This is a genomic window from Arthrobacter dokdonellae (genome assembly GCF_003268655.1).
Classification (GTDB): domain Bacteria; phylum Actinomycetota; class Actinomycetes; order Actinomycetales; family Micrococcaceae; genus Specibacter; species Specibacter dokdonellae.
In genome coordinates this window covers 2623092-2644333 of sequence record NZ_CP029642.1, presented here as the reverse complement: position 1 = coordinate 2644333, position 21242 = coordinate 2623092, and the positions used below count along the sequence as shown (strand labels likewise).

The window sequence follows — 21242 nt, the reverse complement described above, 5'->3', positions numbered from 1 at the left end:
ATGGAAAAGGCCGGAGCGCGCGACTGGCTGCGCCACCATGCCGCCCGGTTGCGCCCGCGGCCGGGCGACGCCCGGGAAACGGGGCCGGCAGGGCCGCGGATCGCCGTCGTCACCGACTCAGCGGCGGCCCTTCCGCCTGACTGGGTCGCCCAGCACGGTGCCGGCGGCCGCCTGACGGTGGTCCCCATGCCGGTCATCATCGGCGGCGATGTCTTCGCCGACGACGACGCCGGGCTGGAAACCCAGATGTCCCTTGCCCTGGCCTCGGGCACGGAAGTGCGCACCTCCCGCCCGTCGCCGGGCCAGTTTGAACGCGCCTACCGGGACGCGGCCGCGTCCGGCTTCGACGCCGTGGTCTCCGTCCACATTTCCGCGAAGCTGTCCGGGACGCTGGACTCCGCCACCCTGGCCGCCGCCGATGCCGGCATTCCCGTGCACGTGCTGGATTCCGCCACGGTCGGGATGGGGCAGGGCGCCGCCGTCCAGGCAGCCGTGCGCGCGGCCGCCGGCGGCGCCCCGGCCGGCGCTGTCCTGGAGGCGGCACGGCAGGCGGCTGCCGGCGCCACGGTGTACTTTTACGTACCCAGCCTCGAGCAGCTGCGCCGCGGCGGGCGGATCAGCCTTGCATCGTCCTGGGTGGGGACCGTGCTGGACATCAAGCCGCTGCTGGGCATTGCCGACGGGGCCGTCGTGCCGCTGGAAAAGGTGCGCACCGCCGTCCGCGCCATAGCACGCCTGGAACGGCTTGCCGCGGAGGACATTGCCACGCGGCCGCCGGGCACGGCCCGGGTCAGCGTGCACCACTTCGGCAACGCCGGGCAGGCGCTTGCCCTGGGCGAATCGCTGCGGGCCGCCTGCCCCGGCCTGGCCGCAGCCGGGCTGACCCGGCTGCCGGCGGTCCTGGCGGCCCACGCAGGGCTTGGTGTGCTCGTGGTGGTCGTATCGGACGCCGACGGTCCTCCACAGGGGGATCCGGCTCCGTAACTGCGCACATCCGGTCCCCGGCCCCCGCCGCGACGTCCAGGCCGTGCCTAGCCTATGGACATGAGAGGCGAACGCCGCCAGGCGGCATGGACACCGGACACCGGAGCGGCCGGCCCCGGCACCGGCACCCCGGAAGGCAGGGGGCCGCGCTGGGCCACGTCACTGCGCGCACTCGTCGTCCTCCTGGCAATGGCCGCCGCGGCTGCCGGCGTCCTGTGGCTGGAACAGGCAGGCAGCTCGGCCGCCGCCGCCCAGCTCGCCTCGCAGGAGCCGGCCAAGGTTGCCGTTCCGCCGCTGGCCGCCGCCGCCGGGACCGCCTCGCCGGCTCGGACAGTGCCCACCCGGACGGCGCCGGCGGCGGGCCCGCCGGGGGACGGGGACGTCGTCGTGCACGTGGCGGGGGCCGTCAGGCACCCGGGAGTGTACGCGCTGCCGGCGGGCAGCCGAATACAACAGGCACTTGGGGCCGCCGGCGGGGTGTTGCCCGACGGGGCGCCCGATGCGCTGAACCTTGCCGCCGTCGCCGTCGACGGAACCCAAATCCTGGTGCCCACGCGCGCGCAGGTCCTGGCGGGGACGGGCGGTGCCGGCACGGGTGGTACGGGGACGGGTGCCGCCGGCGCCGGGACGGGCGCCGCCGGCGCCGGGACGGGCGCCGCCCCGGGGCAGGGGACGGCCGGGACCCCGGGCGCACTGCTGAACCTGAACACGGCCACCGCGGAGCAGCTTGATGCCCTGCCTGGCGTGGGCCCGGTGCTGGCGGCGCGGGTCGTTGCCTGGCGGACCGACCACGGCCCGTTCACGTCGGTCGATGAACTTGACGCCGTCTCAGGCATCGGGCCCAAGATGCTGGCGAACATCAGGCCGCTGGTGACGGTCCGGTGAGGCGCCCGGACCCGGGGTGGCGCCGGTATTCGAGGGCCGCGGTGAATGGGGCCGGTCGGGCGGCCCGCGGTACCGGACCGTGCGAGGACGCCGCCAGCGGCGAAGACGCAGGCCGTGACGCCCCCGGAGGTCCTCACCAGGCGGGCGGGCGGCGGGTGGGTGGCCGCCGTCGTGCGGCCGGACTGCGCCGCACGTGGCGCCGTCCGGCCGCTGGGGTGCGCGAAAAGATTCACGCACTGGCCGCCCCGGCAGGCGATGCGGCTGATTCCAGCCGCCGGCCCCGCGCCGACGTGCGCCTGCTGCCTGCCGTCGCGGCATCATGGGCGGGGGCCGGCGTGGCCATTGGACAGCCCTGGCAGTTCGCCGCAGTGTCGGCGGCCTGCTGCGTGACCGGGTGCGTGGGCGCGGCAGCCGCCTCCTGGCTGCTGCAGGCAGGCAACCGGCGGGTGGGCCCGCAGGGCAGCCTTGCTGCCCGTGCCACAGCAACCGTGGCCCTGTCGGCGCTGTGCCTTGGCACCGTCTTCTTCGCTGTGGCCCTGCACCAGCACGACCGGCAGACCGCGCCACTGGCCGCAGCCGTGGCGGCCGGTCAGGAGCTGTCCATCACGATGGAGGTCACGGAGAACCCGCGGCTGCTGGGCCCGGGCCAGGGACCGCGCCAGGTGGGCTTTGCCGCCGTCGTCCTGCACGCTGGCGTCCACGGCCGGCGTCTTGCGGGGCGGCTGCCGGTTCGGGTGGTGGCCGGACCGGCCTGGGCGCACGTTCCCGCCGGGGCCACGGTCTCCACCGCCGGAAGGGTATCGCCAACCGGACTCCGGGACCGCGGTGCCGGGATACTGCGGCCGGCAACGGCGCCCCTGGAGGTCCACCCCGCACGGGGCGGCACGCCTGGCCTCATCTTCAGGGCCGGATGGCTCGCGGCGGCGCAACGGACCTGGGCCGACAGCTCGCCGGACGTTGCCGGCCTGTTGCCGGGAATGGTCATGGGCGACCGCAGTGCCAGCCCGCCGGGCCTGGACGAATCGATGAAGACCGTGGGACTGACACACTTGACGGCCGTCAGCGGGGCCAACTGCACGTTGGTGTTGTCGGCGTTGATGCTCGGGTTGCGGACGCTGCACGCCCCCCGTGCGGCCGCCGCGGGCACGGCCCTGCTGGGCCTGGCCGGTTTTGTCGCCGTCGTTGGCCCGGACCCCAGCGTGCTCCGGGCGGCCGTCATGGGCGGGATCGGCTGTGCGGCCATGCTCAGCGGAAGGCCACGGCGCGTCGGGGCCCTGCTGTCCGCCAGCATTGTGGTGCTGGTGGCCGCCGATCCCTGGCTGGCCCTGGACTACGCGTTCATCCTGTCGGTGCTGGCAACCCTGGGACTGCACCTGATGGGATCGCGCTGCGCGCGCATGCTGGGAGCCTGGATGCCCGTTTGGGCGGCGCAGGCGGTCGCCATCCCCCTGGCCGCCCAGCTGTTTTGCGCGCCCGTCATTGTTTTGCTGCAGCCGCGTCTTGCCCTCTACACCGTGCCGGCAAACATGGCGGCGGCACCGGTGGTCGCGCTGGTGACCACGGTGGGCACGCTCGGCATGGTGGCCGGTCCGCTGGCACCGCCCGTGTCTTCCTTGTGCGCTTGGGTGTCGGGAGCCGGAGCATGGTGGGTGGCAGTTGTTGCCCGCTGGATGTCGGGGCTGCCGGCGTCGAGCGTGCCCTGGCCCGACGGTGCCCGGGGCGCGGTGCTGATGGCGGCGATGAACGCAGCCCTCCTGGGCGCGCTGTTCGCGCTGGTGGAACGGAAGCGGGTGTCCCGAGCCTTCCAAGTCCTGCAGGATCGGCTGCCGCCGGGATGCCGGTTCGTGCTGGGCTTCGGCAGCCTCACCGGCTTCGCGGCGGTCCTGGCCGCCCTGTGGACTGCGGCGGCTCTGGGGTGGTGAGCCGCTTGGGAAACTCGTGCCGAGGTGGCAAAGTGGATGCAGTGCACACACCTCTGACTGGAACAGTTTCATGACGCCCGCGGCCCGGCATTCTGCGGGCGCCGACTGGCGGGACGTGCCGCTGGCGCCCGTGGTGCTGGTCTTTGGCCCGGAGGACTTCATTGCCAGCCGCGCGCGGGACGGTATCCGCCGAAAGCTGCGCGCCCACAACGAAGATCTGGAAATCACCGCGCTCGACGCGGCCGCGTATTCCGCGGGGGCGCTGGGCATGGCTGCCAGCCCCTCGCTCTTCAGCGAACCCAAGCTCATTGAGGTCTCGGGCCTGCAGTCCATGAGTGACGATTTCCTGGCCGACGCCCTGGCCTACCTGAAAGATCCTGCTCCGGAGGTCACGGTGACCCTGGTGCACGGCGGCGGCACCCGTGGCAAGAAGCTCCTTGACGCGATCAAGGCGGCCGGCATGCCGCGCGTCGAGTGCCTGGCCCTGAAGAAGGACCAGGACAAGGCAGCCTTTGTGACCTCCGAATTCCAGCTGGCCAAGCGGCGCATCGACGCCCAGGCCGTGCGCGCGCTCGTCGCGGCTGTGGGGGCGGACCTCTCCGAACTGGCCGCCGCCTGCCAGCAGCTCATCGCGGACACCACCGGCATGGTGGACAGCGACGCTGTGGATAAGTACTACGGCGGCCGTGTCGAGGCGACGGCCTTCCGCGTGGCAGATGCCGCCCTGGCAGGCAACGCGCCGGTGGCGCTCTCCAGCCTGCGCCACGCGCTGGCCACCGGCGTCGACCCGGTGCCGCTGGTGGCCGCCCTGGCCATGAAAGTACGCCAGGTGGCCAAGGTGTACGGGGCCCGGGGCGGCTCGGCCCAGCTGGCCAGGGAACTGGGCATGGCGCCCTGGCAGGTGGACGCGGCGCGCCGGGACGCCGGTCACTGGAGCGCAGAGGGCCTCGCCGCGGCGGTCCAGGCCCTCGCCGAAGCAGACGCCCAGGTGAAGGGTGCCGCGCGGGACCCGGTGTACGCCGTCGAACGGGCCGTCACCCTCATCGCCACCAGCGCCCGGCGCTAGGGAAACCAGCGCCCGGCGCTGTCCCATAACAGGAGGAACAGCGAAAAGGCCCCCGCCAAATGGCGGGGGCCTTTCGTTTGAGTTGCGAAGCGGGTCGGCCCAGCTTAGAGGGCGTTAACCTTCTTGGAGATGGCCGACTTGCGGTTGGCAGCATTGTTGGCGTGGATGACGCCCTTGCTGACAGCCTTGTCCAGCTTGCGGGCTGCGTTCACCAAAGCAGCCGCGGCTGCATCCTTGTCGGCCTTGGCCACGGCCGTGTTTACAGCACGGATCGCGGTCTTCAGCTCGGACTTCACCGAGAGGTTGCGCTGGCGCGCCTTCTCGTTGGTGAGGATGCGCTTCTTCTGGGACTTGATATTAGCCACGTTGTCTAACTCTCTTTTGATACGAAAATACGGTCGTAGAGGGCGTAGCCTGACCGTCGACAGCGGCGTGGGGATGCTCGAATTATGGTGAACGTCTGGCCAGGCTGTTGTGACCGCCGACCTGCACGGACACACACGAGGAAAAGTCTAGCAGACGGGCACCGGCGTACCTTACGACCAGCCGTGCCGGCTGCGCAGCCCGGCGGCGACGAGGCCGAAGCGTTGTGCGTCCAGCACTGCCCCTTCGCGGCGGATGTCCGCTTCATTGACGCGCAGTATGCGGTCCAGCTTGGCCTCGCTCGGCCTGCCCTGGCGGTCCCAGGGCCCCGCGCCCAGATCAACGTAGTCGTTGTCGCCGCGGTGGTCGCCGGTATGGTCCTTGCTGGTGAGCATGACGGCCAGCAGGTGCCTGCCGGCGCGCCCCACCACCAGCACCGGCCGGTCCTTGCCCTGGCTGTAGTCCTCCTCGAACGGCACCCAGGTCCAGACAATCTCGCCGGGGTCCGGGGCGCCGTCGGGCTTCGGGGCATACAGGGCGCGCGAGGCGCCGTGAAAATCGCCGGGGTAGGGGAACGCAAGTCCCTGTGCCGTACCGGACGACGACGGACGTCCCGCCGGGCGCGTCCCTCCCCGTGCGCCGGGCCTGCGGACGGGCGGCGCCGTCGTGCTCCCGGACCTGGGCGTGCTCCCGGGCTTGAGGAAGGCTCCGGCGAGGCTGCGCAGGAGGCCGAAAATGCGGTCGGAGGTTGATGCCATGGGACCCAGCTTATCGAAGGGGCGCCCGGGACCGCCTTGGATGCAGCGCAGGCGGCGGGCCGGTTCCGTACCCGGGAGTCAAACGTGGGACACTTGAGGCTGATCAGTGTCCGGCGGCTGCCGCACGGCCACAACCCCGGCACGGCCCGGCCCACAGCCGGTCCGCGCCGTCCCGCCACAGCGTCCATGCAACAGTAAGGAACCCCAGTGTCACCCATGGCCCGCACTGCCCCGGTGCCCGCCGCCACCGATCCGGCGATCATCAGGAACTTTTGCATCATCGCCCACATCGACCACGGGAAGTCGACCCTGGCGGACAGGATGCTCCAGCTCACCGGAGTGGTCCAGCAGCGTGACATGAAGGCGCAATACCTTGATCGCATGGACATTGAGCGCGAACGCGGCATCACCATCAAGTCCCAGGCCGTGCGCATCCCGTGGGAGGTCGACGGCACGTCGTATTGCCTGAACATGATCGACACCCCCGGCCACGTCGACTTCACCTACGAGGTGTCGCGGTCCCTGGCCGCCTGCGAGGGGGCCATCCTCCTCGTCGACGCCGCCCAGGGCATTGAGGCGCAGACCCTGGCCAACCTGTACCTGGCGATGGAAAACAACCTGACCATCATTCCGGTGCTGAACAAGATCGACCTGCCGGCCGCCCAGCCGGAAAAGTACGCCGCGGAGCTGGCCAACCTGATTGGCGGCAAGCCTGAGGACGTGCTGCAGGTCTCGGGCAAGACCGGCATGGGCGTCGAGGCGCTTCTGGACCAGATTGTCCGCGAACTTCCGGCACCCGTGGGGGATCCGGCGGCCCCGGCCCGCGCCATGATCTTCGACTCCGTCTACGACACCTACCGCGGCGTGGTGACCTATGTCCGTGTGATTGACGGCCAGCTGAGCCCGCGCGAGAAGATCCAGATGATGTCCACGCGGGCCACGCACGAGCTCCTGGAGATCGGCGTCAGCTCGCCGGAACCCCACCCGTCCAAGGGACTGGGCGTGGGCGAGGTGGGCTACCTGATCACCGGCGTGAAGGACGTGCGCCAGTCCAAGGTGGGAGACACCGTCACCACCTTCCTCAAGCCCGCCGCCAAGGCGCTGGCCGGCTATCACGACGCCAAGCCCATGGTCTTCTCCGGCCTGTACCCGATGGACGGCACCGACTATCCGGTCCTGCGCGACGCGCTCGAGAAGCTCATGCTCAATGACGCCGCGCTCATTTATGAACCGGAAACGTCGGCGGCCCTGGGATTTGGCTTCCGTGTGGGCTTCCTGGGCCTGCTGCACCTGGAAATCACCCGTGAGCGCCTGGAACGTGAACACAACCTTGACCTGATCTCCACCGCCCCCAACGTGGAATACGAGGTCACGCTCGAGGACAGGAAGGTCATCAAGGTGACCAACCCCAGCGAATACCCCTCCGGCAAGATCTCCGAGGTCCGCGAGCCCATGGTTGCCGCCACCATCCTGGCTCCCACCGAGTTTGTGGGCGCCATCATGGAGCTGTGCCAGACACGGCGCGGCATTCTGGGTGGAATGGACTACCTCTCCGAGGACCGGGTGGAGATCCGCTACCGGCTTCCCCTGGCCGAGATCGTGTTCGACTTCTTCGACATCCTCAAGTCCAAGACCCGCGGCTACGGTTCCCTTGACTGGAAGGCCGACGGCGACCAGGTGTCCGACCTGGTCAAGGTTGACATCCTGCTTCAGGGCGAGCAGGTGGACGCGTTCAGCGCCATCACGCACCGAGACAAGGCCTATGCGTATGGCGTCATGATGACCGGCAAGCTGCGTGAGCTGATCCCGCGCCAGCAGTTCGAGGTGCCGATCCAAGCGGCCATCGGTGCACGCATCATCGCCCGCGAAAGCATCCGCGCCATCCGCAAGGACGTTCTGGCGAAGTGCTACGGCGGCGACATCTCCCGCAAGCGCAAGCTGCTGGAAAAGCAGAAGGAAGGCAAGAAGCGCATGAAGATGGTGGGCCGCGTCGAGGTACCGCAGGAAGCCTTCATCGCGGCTTTGACCACCGGTGAATCGCCCAAGGACAAGTCGAAGAAGTGACGCCCAGCGCACTGCCCCTGGGCGATCCGGCCCCCGCCGACGGCGTCCTGCCCGGCCAGGCGGCCATCGGCGCGGCGGACCGCCAGTTCAGCCTGTATGCGCACATCCCGTTTTGTGCCGTGCGCTGCGGCTACTGCGACTTCAACACGTACACCGCCACCGAACTGGGAGGGGGTGCGTCCCAGGACGCCTACGCCGCCACGGCCGTGCGGGAGGTGGAGTTTGCCGCCCGGGCCATGGCAGCTTCAGGCCTCCAGGACCGCAGGCTGGGCACGGTGTTCTTTGGCGGCGGCACGCCGACGCTCCTGGCGGCAGGCGACCTCACGCGCATCCTGGGTTCCGCCGTCGAACAGTGGGGGCTGGCCGATGGCGCGGAGGTCACCACGGAGGCCAACCCGGACTCCGTCACCAGGGACTCCCTGCGGGAACTGGCCGACGGCGGCTTCACCCGCGTGTCCTTCGGCATGCAGTCGGCCGTCCCGCACGTCTTGAAGGTGCTGGACCGCACGCACAGCCCGGAGCGCGTGCCGCAGGCGGTGGCCTGGGCGCGCGAGGCCGGCCTGAACGTCAGCGTGGACCTGATTTACGGCACGCCGGGGGAGTCGGTGGCCGATTGGGAGACCTCGGTGCGGACCGCCCTGTCCTACGAACCGGACCACATCTCCGCCTACTCGCTCATCGTGGAGGAGGGCACCAAGCTGGCCGCCCAGATCCGCCGCGGCCAGGTGCCGAACATCGACGACGACGACCACGCCGCGAAATATGAGCTCGCCGACGCCCTCTTCCAGCAGGCCGGCCTGTCCTGGTACGAGGTCAGCAACTGGGCCCGCACCCCGGAGGATGCCTGCCGGCACAACCTGGCGTACTGGCGCGGGGACGACTGGTGGGGGATCGGCCCCGGCGCGCACTCGCACATGGGCGGCGTGCGGTGGTGGAACGTCAAGCACCCCACCGCCTACGCCAACCGGCTGGAGAAGGGCGAATCCCCGGCTGCCGGCCGTGAAACGCTTGACGACGCCACGCGGGAACTGGAGCGCATCATGCTGACCTCGCGGCTGTCGGACGGACTGAGAATCGACACCCTCAGCCACGCCGCCCGGAAGGCCGTCGCCGGGCTCATCGCCGGCGAACTCATCGATCCCGTCAAGGCCTTCCACGGCACCCTCGTGCTCACGCTCAAGGGCCGCCTCCTGGGCGACGCAGTCACCCGCGCCCTGCTCGACTGAGCCTGGCGCTCACCCGCCCACTCCATGCGGTGGCGCCATCGACAGTACAGCTTCGGCGACCTCCGTCGCCGCCAACCCGCCAGATTCGTACAACCGGTGTTCGGGACGGCCCGCCAACCCGCCATATCTGCCCGTTCGAGTAGAAAATACGGCACGAGCCACGGCTCTGGCGCGATTCGGCGCGGCGAGCCATACGGAAAGGCTGCGGACCGGGTCCGGCGGGTCCTGATTGCGTTCGGCGGCGGAGCCGGCATTTTTTGTCGTCCGGCGTCAGGGAGGCCCGGGGGCCGCCCGCGGCCGAGGACCGGAAAGCCGGACGGAAAAATGCCGGTCCGCCGCTGCAAAAGCGAAGACGTTACTGGATCCTGCGCAGGTTCCAGGCGTAGCGGTAGGGGTTGCCGTTGTTGACCTGGATGGCGGCGATGACGGACCAGACGGTCAGGAACACCCAGATGAGCAGGGCGAGCAGCGAAAAGACGGTCCCGACGGACGGATTGAATATGCGCACCACCAGCGCGATGACGTTAAGCACCAGCGCAAGGATGGTGGGCGGCAGGGTGAAGTTGAGCGCCTCGCGGGATTCCTGGGCCGTGAACGGGCCGCGGTCCGCCATGAACTTGTAGATGAGCGCGGAGGGGATGCAGCCCAGAATGCCGCCGCAGTGCGCCAGGAACGCCCACTGCTTGTCTTCTGCCGGGGTGAGTGGGGGCTTCGCCGGGTTAGTAAAGTTTTTCGCCGGATTGCTCACGTGTAACTTGCCTCTCAACAAAATGATCACTGCTTTGCACGGAACTGTCGGCGTGGTGCCGGCCGTTCCTACAAGGATACGGGTGCGGTGAGAAAGTCTATGACTTCCTCGACGCGCCCCAGCAGCGAAGGCTCCAGGTCTGAATAGCTGTTGACCCGTGACAGCAGGCGCTGCCAGCCCAGCCCGATGTCCTCGGCGGTGCTGTGCGGCCAGCCAAACGCCTGCAGGATGCCCTTTTTCCACTCCATGGTGCGCGGAATCACCGGCCAGGCGGGGATTCCCAGCGTGGCGGGCTTGATGGCCTGCCACACGTCCACGTACGGGTGCCCCACCACCAGCACGTTGTTTTTCGCCGAGGGCGATCGCATGAGATCCGCCACAATGCGCGATTCCTTCGAGTGCGGCACCAAGTGGTCCACCAGCACACCGAGCCGCCGGGTCGGGCCGGGGGCAAAGTCCTTGACCGCAGCCGTGAGGTCGTCGATGCCGCGAAGGGGTTCGACGACGATCCCCTCCACCCGCAGGTCGTCTCCCCACACCTTTTCAACCAGTTCGGCGTCGTGCTTGCCTTCCACCCAGATGCGGCTGGCCTTGGCCACCCGGGCGCGCTGCCCCTCCACCTTGACCGAGCCCGACGCCGTCCTGCCGGCTTTCCGCGGGGGCGTGCCCGCCACCGGCGCCACCACTTCCACCGGTTCGCCGTCGATGAGGAAGCCGAAGCCCAGGGGAAAGGCCCTGACCTTGTCCCGCCGGTCGGCCAGCTCCATGATGTGCATGCCTCCGGATTTTTCGATCCTGACTACGGCGCCCACCCATCCGGTCTGGACGTCCTCGACCACCAGCCCGCGGATTGCCTGCACCTGCGGGAGCGCGCGGGCCTTGGGTGCGCTGAGGTCCTGGTAGCCCCAATTGCTGGTGCGGCTGCCGGCGGACGGGCCGTTATTGGACTGCACTGTGCGTTTCCCCTTGGCTCTCGGAACGTCCGTCGGCGCGCGGCCGGGACGGAAAATTCCATGCTAGCGCCACCACCTGGCCGGAACGCGAAGGACGGGGTGGGCGGCGTGCCGAAAACAGGAGGATGGGAAAGTATTAGACTTGGCACTTGAGTAGGTAGAGTGCCAACGAAGGAGGTGCCAGACATGAGCGAACCACGAAAGCTGGAAGTGCTCCGAGCCATAGTCGAAGACTATGTCCACTCCCGCGAGCCGGTTGGTTCCAAGGCCCTCGTAGAGCGGCACCGGCTGGGCGTTTCCAGTGCCACGATCCGAAACGACATGGCGGCCCTGGAAGAGGAGGGGCTGATCGCGGCCCCCCACACGAGTTCGGGCAGGATCCCCACGGACAAGGGGTACCGGCTCTTCGTGGACCAGATCGCGACCGTCAAGCCCCTTTCATCCGCTGAACGGCGCGCCATCGCCACGCTCCTGGACGGTTCGACCGACCTCGACGACGTCCTCGAGCGGACGGTGCGCACGCTGGCCCAGCTGACCAACCAGGTCGCCGTCGTGCAGTACCCGCGGTCGGCCAAGGCAACCGTCCGCCACATCGAATTCGTCTCCCTGGGGCCGACCCAGGTCCTCGTGGTGCTCATTCTGGCCTCGGGGAAGGTCGAACAGTCGGTGCTCGACGTCGGTGCCGCCGTCGACGATGTCAGGTTGGCTCGGCTGCGACACGAGTTTCTGTCCGTGCTCACCGGCTGCACCGTGGCCGGTCTCCCGGCCGCACTGGCCCAGCTTCCCGCAGGACTGCCGGTGGAGGACCAGGACACGGCCCACCGGCTGGCCCACGGGCTGCTGCAGCTCTCGAGCGCTGCCAGGGAGGACCGGATAGTGCTGGCCGGCACGGCCAACCTGGCCCGGTCCAACGTCGATTTCCCCTTGAGCATCGGCCCCGTCCTGGACGCGCTGGAGGAGCAGGTGGTGCTGCTGCGCCTGCTCGAGCAAATGGCCCAGGACTCCCTCGGCATGGCCGTGAGCATCGGCCGGGAAAATCCGCACGACTCATTGTCGGAGGCGTCAGTGGTGGCCACCAGCTACGGCCCCGGCGCCAGCGCCAAGCTCGGCGTGCTGGGACCCACCCGGATGGACTACCCCAACACCATGTCCAGCGTCCGGGCCGTCGCCCGGTACCTGTCCCGGATTCTGGCGGGCTAAGCGCCTCACCCAAGCAAAAACACGTACACGTTCCACTGAAGAGAGTAAGAATTTTGAGCAACCATTACGAGGCGCTGGGCGTTTCCCGCGATGCCACCGCGGAGGAAATCAAAAAGGCCTACCGCAAGCTCGCGCGCAAGCTGCACCCGGACGTCAACGACGCCCCCGACGCGCAAGACCGTTTCAAGGCCGTCACCCACGCCTACGAGGTCCTCTCGGACCCCCAGAAGCGCCGGGTCTACGACACCACCGGCAACGAGAACGGCAGCAGCAACGGCGCCGGCAACTTCGACGGACAGGGCTTCGCCTTCCAGGACATCTTTGAGACCTTCTTTGGCGGCGGAGGCGGTCAGGGCCGTGGCCCCGAACAGCGCATGCGCCGCGGCCAGGACGCCCTCATCACGGTCCGGATCGACCTGCGCGAGGCGGTCTTCGGCGTCAACAAGAAGCTTGAAATTGACACGGCAATCACCTGCCCCACGTGCGAGGGCAGCTGCTGCCGGCCCGGCACCCACCCGGTCACCTGCGACGTCTGCCACGGCAGCGGCCAGATCCAGCGCCCCATGCGCTCCATCCTGGGCAACGTCATGACCCTGGCCACCTGCAACTCCTGCCAGGGTTACGGGACCCGCATCGAGGATCCCTGCAACGAGTGCATGGGCGAGGGCCGCATCCGCGACCGCCGCACGCTGACCATCAAGGTCCCCGCCGGCGTTAACACCGGCACCCGCATCCAGCTCGCCGGCCAGGGCGAGGCAGGCCCCGCCGGCGGGCCGTCCGGGGACCTTTACGTGGAGATGAAGGTCAACAACGACCCCTCCTTCCTGCGGGAGGGCGACGACCTCCATGCCACCCTAAGCGTGCCCATGACGGCCGCCGCACTCGGCACCGAACTGACACTGGCGACGTTCGATGGCGAACAGCCCATCAACATCAAGCCGGGAACCCAGGCCGGGGAGGTCGTCAACCTGCGCAGCCTCGGCGTGACGCACCTGCGCGGCTACGGCCGCGGCGACCTGCTGGTCCACATCCACGTGGAGACGCCCACCAGGCCCGACGCCGCCCAGGAGGAGCTCCTGAAGCAGCTTGCCGCCCTGCGCGGGGAGACGTTCAGCGAGGGCAGGCTGGTGAGCAGCGGCGGCATGTTCGCAAAGCTGCGGGACAAGCTCGGCAACCTCTAGGGTCCCGTGAGCAATCCTGTCTTTTACGCCGGGTCGCGGCAGCTCAAGGCCCTGGCCCCTGGTGACGGCTTCAGCCTGGACGGGGCCGAGGGCCGACATGCGGCCACGGTTAAAAGACTCGCCGCCGGAGAGCCCGTTGACGTGTGCGACGGCGCAGGGCTGCGTCTGGTGTGCACCGTCACCGCGGCGGCGGCCGGGGTCCTGGACGTCCGGGTGGACCAGGTGATCGCCGAAACCGCCGGGGACTTTGAACTGGTGCTGGTCCAGGCCCTCGCCAAGGGCGACCGCGACGAGCTGGCCATCGAAACCGCCACGGAACTGGGCATTGACACCGTGGTGCCCTGGCAGGCGGAGCGCTCCATCGTCAGGTGGAAGATGGACAAGGCAGTGAAGGGCCGGGCCAAGTGGCAGAACGCGGTTTCCGCCGCGGCCAAGCAGGCCCGCCGGGCCCGAATTCCGGAGGTCGGCGAACTTGTCGGCACGTCCGGGCTGGTGGAACTCATCAAGGGTGCGCGGCTGGCCCTCATCCTGCACGAGGACGCCCCGGTCACGGTGTCCGGCGTCGTGCGCGCCTGGCGCGGGGACGGCGGGGGACAGCCGGGACTCGCAAGGATTCTCATGGTCGTGGGCCCGGAAGGCGGCATCAGCCCGGCCGAGGTCGAGGCGTTTGTCGCGGCGGGGGCACATACCGCCCTCCTGGGCCGGCACGTACTGAGGTCGTCCACGGCCGGACCGGCCGCCGTCGTGCTGCTCAGCCAGGAACTGGGGCGCTGGTAGGGCCCCTGCCGCGGACCAGCTACTTCCGGGCCGGGGTGGGCGACGGGCCTGCCAGCGTGACCACCTTGCTGTCCACGCCCACCTTCCCTCCGGGCGCCGACGGGTCGGTGATGAAAACGGAAATCTCGTAGGTGCCCAGCGGCGGGACCAGGTTGAAGCTGAACGGGCCGAACTGGTCCGGGCCCTTGGGGATTTTGACTGTTCCCGTTTGCTGGACGCGGCCGGCCTTGCCGTCAACAACCTTCGCCAGGCTCCACGTCAGTGAACCCGTCGGGGAAATGCCCTGGCCATCCACCTTCAGCGGCAGGGCGTGATACGTCGAGTCGTTCCCGGGGTCAATGATCCACACCGGGGCCAGCAGCGAGGGGTCGCGCGTTTGCGGATTGTCGAGACTGACTTGCCCAAAGGCCTTATAGCCGGTGTGCCCGTCCACCAGGACGGAGACCTGGGGCGTGCTGTCGGGGTTGATCAGCCCGGCCATGGCCGCCGCTGCCGTGGCCGTGTACACCAACTGCGCCACGGCCCGCTGGGCAATGCCGGCGTCCACCGTCTGGGAAAAGGCATCGGAGGAGACGTCCACGGTAATCACGTTCTTGGCCGAGATGGACGCGCCCAGCCGCGACGGCTTCTTCCAGACTGAAAAATAGTCGGGATCCTTGGGGGAGCGGGTCATCATGGCCTCCAGCGACGCCACGATGGGTTCATCCGTGGTGGGGGAGGCCAGAAATTCGCGGTACAGGTACACCGAACTGTCACTGTGGCCCAGCCAGTAGACCGGGATCGTCTGGCCTGCCGTGGCCGTTTCCAGCGGCGCGCTCGTGACCAGGCTGGTGGACTGCGCGCCGGCAGTCGTCGGCATGACGGTGTCATCGTGGTTTCTGATGCCTGTCGTGCAGCCCGTCGCCAGCAGGGACGCGGCCGCCAGGGCAGCCGCCAGCCGGGCACGCCTGCCGGGGCGGGCGGGGCCCCGGCGCATCGGTCGATCCGGCACGGAGGCGTGCGGTCGAGGGGTGCGCGGATGTACAGGCATGCGGATAGGTTGCTCGCTATTCAGTGTCGTTGGGGGGCGGCCGCATCGCGGCCGCAGCAGTGTTCCAAGCGCCCCCACAGACTTTGAACCTCCAACAGCTTGGCACACGGAACGTGCGGCGGGCCGGCTTGGGCGGCCAAATGCGTGAACTGAAACCGTATCGAAACACTAAAGTGACCTCGCCTTAATCAATCGGGCGCGCTGACAGCCCGGCGCCTCCGCGCCGGCGCGGATGCGCCGGCGCCAGCGCCACCCACCGGCGGGCCGGCGTGCACTAAGATTGACAGGAGAAACGCCACGCGAAACAAGCCGGTGCACACCGGCCACATCAAGGAGAGATCACAGGCCTGGGACGGCCGCACTTATGCCAGAGACAACAGCCAGCCGACACGAACAGCTTCCGGAACCCGGATCGGGGCGGCAGTTCCCACATTCCGTGGACGGCACGCGCACGGAAGTGGTCCATTTTTCCTCCAGCGAACAGATGGTGGCCACCTTGGGCCCCGAAGACGAGGGCCTGCGCATAGTGGAAGGGTTGTACCCGTCGGTCAGCTTCATGGCCCGGGGCAACGTGCTCTCCATTTCCGGCCCCGCCGTGGTGGTGCCGCGCATCATGCACCTCATGGAGGAGGCACGGGGCATGGTCGCCAGACAGACCACGCTGAACGCCGCCGCGTGGGAACAGCTTGCCACCATGCTCAAGGCGCGGCCGGAGGCCTCGGTGGTGGACATCCTGACCCAGGACATCCTCTCCACCCGGGGACGCACGATCCGGCCCAAGACCCTGAACCAGAAGTCGTACGTCGATGCGATCGACCGCAACACGGTCGTGTTTGGGATTGGCCCGGCAGGGACGGGGAAAACCTACCTGGCGATGGCCAAGGCCGTGCAGGCCCTGCAGCGCAAGGATGTCAGCCGGATCATTCTCACCCGCCCCGCCGTGGAGGCGGGGGAGCGGCTGGGCTTCCTGCCGGGCACGCTGAACGACAAGATCGACCCGTACCTGCGGCCGCTTTATGATGCCCTCCACGACATGATGGACCCGGAAACCATTCCCCGGCTCATGGCCGCCGGAACCATCGAGGTGGCCCCGCTGGCGTACATGCGAGGGCGGACCCTCAACGACGCCTTCATCATCCTCGACGAGGCACAAAACACCACGCCGGAACAAATGAAGATGTTCCTGACCAGGCTCGGGTTTGGGTCCAAGATTGTGGTCACCGGCGACATCACCCAGGTTGACCTGCCCACCGGCACCCGGTCCGGCCTGCGCGTCGTGGAGGAAATCCTGCACGACGTCGATGACATCAGCTTTTCCATCCTCGACGCCACGGACGTCGTCCGCCACCGGCTGGTGGGCGCGATTGTCAGCGCGTACAACGAGTGGGACGAAGCCCACCACACGCTCGTCAGCCCGCAGCTGCCCACCCCGGCCCCCGCCGTCACGCTCAACGGCACCGGGCGCGCCCGCCCCATGTCGCACCGCGCCACCTCCCTCGACGGCGATGCGGCACCCGCCCGCCCCACACCCAAGGACCAGCACTCCCGATGAGCATTGAAATCAACAACGAGTCCGGCGTCGAGGTCCGCGAGGAGGAGCTGGTCAAGCTGGTCAGGCACATCCTCGAGCGCATGCACGTCCACCCCGAGACGGAACTGTCCATCATCATGGCGGATCTGGAGTACATGGAGAAGCTGCACATCGAGTGGATGGACGAACCCGGCCCCACCGATGTCCTGTCGTTCCCCATGGATGAGCTGCGTCCGGGCACCCCGGAGCAGCCTACCCCCGCCGGCCTGCTCGGCGACATCGTCCTGTGCCCGGCGGTGGCCCGGGAACAAGCCGCGGCGGCAGGCCACTCCCTGGAGGAGGAACTGCTGCTGCTGACCACGCACGGCGTCCTGCACCTGCTTGGGTATGACCACGCCGAGCCGGAGGAAAAGGAAGAGATGTTCGGCCTCCAGCGCGAACTGCTCGCCGGGTTCCTGGGCCGCGAAGCGCCTCGGGAGACAATGCAGTGACCCTGGTCGTCCTGCCGGCCATGCTGGTTGCGTTCACGGCCATCGCGGCCCTGTTGACGGCCGTCGAATCGGCACTGAATTACTTTCCCCGGCACGACGCCGAGGCCGTGGCCGCCCACAGCCGCGGCACCTCCCTGTCGCGGATCCTCGAGCAGCCGATGGCGCACCTGAACGCGCTGCGCTTCTGGCGGGTCTGGTTCGAGATGGCCGCCGCCGTCGCCGTGTCCCTGTTTCTGGTGGGCTTGATTCGGAACGAATGGGTGGCCGGACTGAGCGCCACGGCCATCATGGCCGTGGTGAGCTTCATTTTGGTGGGCACGTCGCCCCGCCGCCTGGGCCGGCTGCATGCGGGCACGCTGGTGGGCCGCACCGCCTGGCTGGTGCACCTGCTCCTGCGCATCCTCGGCCCGCTGCCCGGTTGGTTTCTCCGGCTGGGCGGCGCCGTCACCAAGGACGTGTCCGGTTCCGAGGAGGGCTTTGTCACGGAGGAAGAGTTCCGCGAATTTGTCGACCGCGCCACCGACTCCGACATGATCGAGGACACCGAGGCCGAATTCATCCAAAGTGTATTTGACCTTGGCGAGACGATGGTGCGGGCCGTCATGGTCCCGCGGACCGACATCCGCAGCATCGAACAGGGCGCCAGCCTGGAAGACGCCATGGACGTGTTCCTTGAATCCGGATACTCCAGGGTGCCTGTCATCAGCGGGGACACCGACCACATCCTGGGCATCCTCTACCTGAAGGACCTCGTGGCCACGATGCACCGGCTCGGCGCCGCCGATCCGCGCCCACTCGTGGAAAGCCTGGCCCGCAGCGTCCGCTACGTGCCGGAGTCCAAGCCGGTCGACGACCTGCTGAAGGAACTGCAGGGCGAGTCGACCCATGTCGCGATTGTTGTTGACGAGTACGGCGGAACGGCCGGCCTGGTCACCCTGGAGGACCTGATCGAGGAGATCGTCGGGGAGATTTCCGATGAATATGATTCAGTGTCCCCGGATGTGCAGGGGCTGGGCCACGGCCGGTTCCGCATCCGGGCACGCATGGGCGTGGAAGACTTTGGCGAACTGTTTGGCAAGGAACTTGACGACGACGAGGTGGACACCGTGGGCGGGCTGCTGGCCAAGCAGCTTGGTCGCATTCCCTCATTGGGCAGCACCGTGGTGGTCTCCGGAATCCGCCTGGTGGCCGAACGCATGGAACCGGCACGCAACCGCGTCAGCCACGTGATTGCCAGCCTGGTTCCGGACACCGGCACGGCCGGCCACGTGCCGCAACACCAGGCCACGAACGAACACGGTGCCCCGGGCCGTGCCACGAAAAGCAACGCACACCACAGGAGCAACCATGAGTAAGAAAAAGGGGGCGCTGGCCATGCCGTCGCCCAAAAGCGAAGGCTTCCGCGCCGGTTTTGCCGTCCTGGCCGGCCGGCCCAACGCCGGAAAGTCAACCCTCACCAACGCCTTGGTGGGCCAGAAAGTGGCCATCACCTCGGCCAAGCCGCAAACCACCCGCCACACCATCCGCGGCATTGTCCACCGCGACACGTTCCAGCTGGTGCTCGTGGACACGCCAGGGCTGCACCGGCCCCGCACCTTGCTGGGGAAGCGCCTCAACGATCTAGTGGCCGAAACCTTGTCCGAGGTGGACGCCATCGGCTTCTGCCTGCCCGCCAACGAAAAAATCGGGCCTGGCGACCGCTACATCGCCCAGCAGCTGGGCCAGGTCGGCAACAAGCCCGTCATCGCCATCGTGACCAAGACCGACACCGTGGACCGCCAGGCCGTCACCGACCAGCTCATCGCCGTCGAGGCGCTGGGACGGGAGGTCATGGGACCGGACGGTTTCGCCGCCGTCGTCCCCGTCTCCGCCGTGGAGGACTTCCAGGTGGAAACCCTGGCGGGCGTCCTGGCGGGGTACATGCCGGAATCCCCGGCACTTTATCCCGACGGCGAGCTGACAGACGAGCCCGAGGCCGTCATGGTTGCCGAACTGATCCGTGAAGCCGCGCTGGAGGGCGTACGCGACGAACTGCCGCACTCCCTCGCCGTGGTGGTGGAGGAAATCGTCCCCCGGGAAGGCCGCACGGAAGGACACGAACTGCTGGACGTGCGGGTCAACCTGTACGTGGAACGGCCCTCGCAAAAGGCCATCATCATCGGCAAGGGAGGGGCACGGCTGCGGGAGGTTGGCACCAACGCCAGGCACGGCATCGAGGCCCTGCTGGGCACGCGGATCTACCTGGACCTGCATGTCAAGGTCGCCAAGGACTGGCAGCGCGACCCCAAGCAGCTCGTCAAACTCGGCTTTTAGCCGCATCGGGAGGCCTGGGGGTCGGGCACTGGCGGGACGGGACGCGGTGTTGCGGAGGTTCCCAGCCTTCACCGGTAAACTCGGTGAAGTTCTTTGTCCGTAATGAAAGGTTCATCCATGCCGCGACGCCGCGCCGATTCGGCGGCAGCCAAGGCTGCCGCCGCGTCCCCCCGGGGGCATGTGCCCGACGGACCGCCCATTGGCCGGCACTTCACGCCGCGGCACAAGGCCCCGCTGTGGCTTAAGATTACGGCCGTGGCGCTCTCCGGCGTGCTGGTACTGGTGCTGGGCACCGCGGGGGTGCTCGTCATGAAGCTGCAGCAAAACGTCACCACCGCGCCGCTGAACGCCGGGCTGCTCAAGGACGGCAAGACCACGGCCCCCGTGGAGGACTCCGGCTCGCTGCAAGTCCTGATTCTCGGCACGGACACGCGCGCGGGCAAGAACAGTGAATACGGCACCGCCGCGGAATCCGGCGGCGAGGGCAACTCCGACGTCATGCTGCTGATGAACATTTCGGCGGACAATTCCCAGGTGTCCGTGACCAGCTTCCCCCGCGACCTCATGGTCCCCATTCCGGACTGCAAGTCGGCCACCACCGGCCAGATCGTGCCGGGCCAGGCGATGGGGCAGCTCAACTCGGCGCTGTCCGCCGGGCCCGGCTGCACCGTGGCGGCCATCAACGAACTGACCGGGCTGACCATCGACCACTTCATGCTCGCCGACTTCACGGCGGTTAAGGAGCTCTCCAACGCCCTCGGCGGAGTTGAGGTCTGTGTGGACCACGCCATGTACGACGTCGACGGCTCCTTCCTGAAACTGCCGGCCGGCAAAAGCCTGGTCAAGGGCGAACAGGCTCTGGCATTCCTGCGCACCCGCCACGCCTTTGGCGACTCCAGCGACCTGGACCGGATCAAGGCGCAGCAGTACTTCCTCGGATCCATGGTCCGCAAGGTCAAGGAGGAGGGGACCCTCACCAACCTGCCCAAGCTGTACCAGCTGGCCGACGTGGTCACCAAGAACCTGACCATCGACGAGGGCCTGGCCAACATCCCGGCCATGGTGGGCATCGCCACCCGGCTTTCCAAGATCAACCTCGCGAACATCTCCTTTGTCACGGTGCCCACGGAACCGTACGTCGACGATCCCAACCGGGTCCAGCTGAAGGAGCCCTCGGCCGGCCAGTTCTTTGCCGCGCTGCGCCACGACACGGCATTGACCAAGCCGGCGGCCAAGCCAAGCACCGCGGCCGTTCCCGCCAAGGGATCGTCCTCGGCCGCCACGTCCGGCGCTGCGGGCACGGCGCCTTCCACGCCGGCGGCGCCGTCCACGCATGCAGCACCGGCGGTGAGCACTCCCGCCTACGACAAATCGGCGCAGCCCATCAGCGTCACCAACGCCTCGGCCATTGTGGGACGGGCAACGGAGGTGCTCCAGGGACTGGCCTCGGCCGGTTTCACCAATTCCTGGTCCGGCGGCGACGTCGCGGCCGCGAACCAGACCAAAGTGCTCTATGGCCATGACATGGCCGACGTCGCCACCGACGTCGCGAAGCTCTTCGGCATTCCGGCCTCCGCGGTGCGGTCCGACCCTGCCGTCGCCGGCGTGCAGCTGGTCATCGGAACCGACTGGACCAGCGGCACCGAGTTCGGCAAGATCGTTGTCCCGAAGGACATCGTCGCCAGCACCGCCGACCAAAGCGGCGGCTGCCTGACGGTCAACCCGCTGTACTACACGAAATAGCCGCCCC

General features: G+C 68.4%; 19 protein-coding genes. 14 read left to right on the top strand and 5 right to left on the bottom strand.

Annotated elements, in window-relative coordinates:
- The 4 genes from DMB86_RS11790 (at position 1) to holA (ending at position 4857) form a co-directional block, all read left to right on the top strand.
- Positions 1–984: a DegV family protein gene (locus DMB86_RS11790; protein ID WP_113717983.1), complete on the top strand. Its 984-nt coding sequence runs from the start codon at positions 1–3 to the stop codon at positions 982–984.
- A gap of 60 nt (positions 985–1044) precedes the next feature.
- A complete protein-coding gene (locus DMB86_RS11785) occupies positions 1045–1869 on the top strand; it encodes a ComEA family DNA-binding protein (RefSeq protein ID WP_171814460.1) in 825 nt (274 codons plus the stop codon).
- A gap of 215 nt (positions 1870–2084) precedes the next feature.
- On the top strand, positions 2085–3791 hold the full coding sequence (locus DMB86_RS11780; RefSeq protein ID WP_113717981.1) for a ComEC/Rec2 family competence protein: 1707 nt from the start codon (positions 2085–2087) through the stop codon (positions 3789–3791).
- A gap of 70 nt (positions 3792–3861) precedes the next feature.
- On the top strand, positions 3862–4857 hold the full coding sequence (gene holA / locus DMB86_RS11775; protein WP_113717980.1) for a DNA polymerase III subunit delta: 996 nt from the start codon (positions 3862–3864) through the stop codon (positions 4855–4857).
- Positions 4858–4961: 104 nt separating this feature from the next.
- Here the strand turns inward: holA and rpsT are convergent, their stop codons facing one another.
- Together rpsT and DMB86_RS11765 are read right to left on the bottom strand one after the other, a co-directional pair.
- A complete protein-coding gene (gene rpsT / locus DMB86_RS11770) occupies positions 4962–5222 on the bottom strand; it encodes a 30S ribosomal protein S20 (RefSeq protein ID WP_113717979.1) in 261 nt (86 codons plus the stop codon).
- A gap of 171 nt (positions 5223–5393) precedes the next feature.
- Positions 5394–5978 (bottom strand): type II toxin-antitoxin system PemK/MazF family toxin, encoded by a 585-nt coding sequence (locus DMB86_RS11765; protein WP_113717978.1) that lies wholly within the window; start codon positions 5976–5978, stop codon positions 5394–5396.
- A gap of 207 nt (positions 5979–6185) precedes the next feature.
- Between DMB86_RS11765 and lepA the strand changes: the two genes are divergently transcribed.
- Both lepA and hemW read left to right on the top strand, forming a co-directional pair.
- Complete coding sequence (gene lepA / locus DMB86_RS11760; RefSeq protein ID WP_171814459.1) at positions 6186–8042, top strand: translation elongation factor 4; 1857 nt, start codon at positions 6186–6188, stop codon at positions 8040–8042.
- The gene (gene hemW / locus DMB86_RS11755; RefSeq protein ID WP_113717976.1) at positions 8039–9268 is read left to right on the top strand and encodes a radical SAM family heme chaperone HemW; all 1230 of its coding nucleotides are present in this window, start codon (positions 8039–8041) and stop codon (positions 9266–9268) included. The genes lepA and hemW overlap by 4 nt, the downstream gene beginning before the upstream one ends.
- 355 nt (positions 9269–9623) lie before the next feature.
- On the opposite strand, the gene DMB86_RS11750 is transcribed toward hemW, so the two are convergent.
- The gene (locus DMB86_RS11750) at positions 9624–10016 is read right to left on the bottom strand and encodes a DUF4870 domain-containing protein (protein ID WP_227878338.1); all 393 of its coding nucleotides are present in this window, start codon (positions 10014–10016) and stop codon (positions 9624–9626) included.
- Between the two features lie 68 nt (positions 10017–10084).
- Positions 10085–10969 carry a DUF3097 domain-containing protein gene (locus DMB86_RS11745; RefSeq protein WP_113717974.1) on the bottom strand — a complete coding sequence of 295 codons (885 nt, stop codon included), beginning with the start codon at positions 10967–10969 and terminating at the stop codon, positions 10085–10087.
- Positions 10970–11155: 186 nt separating this feature from the next.
- Between DMB86_RS11745 and hrcA the strand changes: the two genes are divergently transcribed.
- From hrcA to DMB86_RS11730, 3 genes are read left to right on the top strand one after another with little or no spacing between them, the layout of a single operon-like run.
- Positions 11156–12169: a heat-inducible transcriptional repressor HrcA gene (gene hrcA, locus DMB86_RS11740; protein ID WP_113717973.1), complete on the top strand. Its 1014-nt coding sequence runs from the start codon at positions 11156–11158 to the stop codon at positions 12167–12169.
- A 53-nt stretch (positions 12170–12222) separates the two neighbouring features.
- On the top strand, positions 12223–13350 hold the full coding sequence (gene dnaJ, locus DMB86_RS11735; RefSeq protein ID WP_113717972.1) for a molecular chaperone DnaJ: 1128 nt from the start codon (positions 12223–12225) through the stop codon (positions 13348–13350).
- A gap of 6 nt (positions 13351–13356) precedes the next feature.
- On the top strand, positions 13357–14127 hold the full coding sequence (locus DMB86_RS11730) for a 16S rRNA (uracil(1498)-N(3))-methyltransferase (protein ID WP_113717971.1): 771 nt from the start codon (positions 13357–13359) through the stop codon (positions 14125–14127).
- 19 nt (positions 14128–14146) lie between these two features.
- On the opposite strand, the gene DMB86_RS11725 is transcribed toward DMB86_RS11730, so the two are convergent.
- Complete coding sequence (locus DMB86_RS11725; protein WP_171814458.1) at positions 14147–15103, bottom strand: GerMN domain-containing protein; 957 nt, start codon at positions 15101–15103, stop codon at positions 14147–14149.
- Between the two features lie 418 nt (positions 15104–15521).
- On the opposite strand from DMB86_RS11725, the gene DMB86_RS11720 reads away from it, so the two are divergent.
- From DMB86_RS11720 to DMB86_RS11700, 5 genes are all read left to right on the top strand, one after another.
- Positions 15522–16709 carry a PhoH family protein gene (locus tag DMB86_RS11720; protein ID WP_113717969.1) on the top strand — a complete coding sequence of 396 codons (1188 nt, stop codon included), beginning with the start codon at positions 15522–15524 and terminating at the stop codon, positions 16707–16709.
- Positions 16706–17179, top strand: coding sequence for an rRNA maturation RNase YbeY (gene ybeY, locus DMB86_RS11715; protein ID WP_113717968.1), 474 nt, complete (start codon positions 16706–16708; stop codon positions 17177–17179). Before DMB86_RS11720 ends, ybeY begins: the two co-directional genes overlap by 4 nt.
- Positions 17176–18534, top strand: coding sequence for a hemolysin family protein (locus DMB86_RS11710; RefSeq protein ID WP_113717967.1), 1359 nt, complete (start codon positions 17176–17178; stop codon positions 18532–18534). The genes ybeY and DMB86_RS11710 overlap by 4 nt, the downstream gene beginning before the upstream one ends.
- Positions 18527–19492, top strand: coding sequence for a GTPase Era (gene era, locus DMB86_RS11705; protein WP_227878337.1), 966 nt, complete (start codon positions 18527–18529; stop codon positions 19490–19492). The genes DMB86_RS11710 and era overlap by 8 nt, the downstream gene beginning before the upstream one ends.
- 117 nt (positions 19493–19609) lie before the next feature.
- Positions 19610–21235 carry an LCP family protein gene (locus DMB86_RS11700; RefSeq protein WP_171814457.1) on the top strand — a complete coding sequence of 542 codons (1626 nt, stop codon included), beginning with the start codon at positions 19610–19612 and terminating at the stop codon, positions 21233–21235.
- Positions 21236–21242 lie beyond the last annotated feature (7 nt).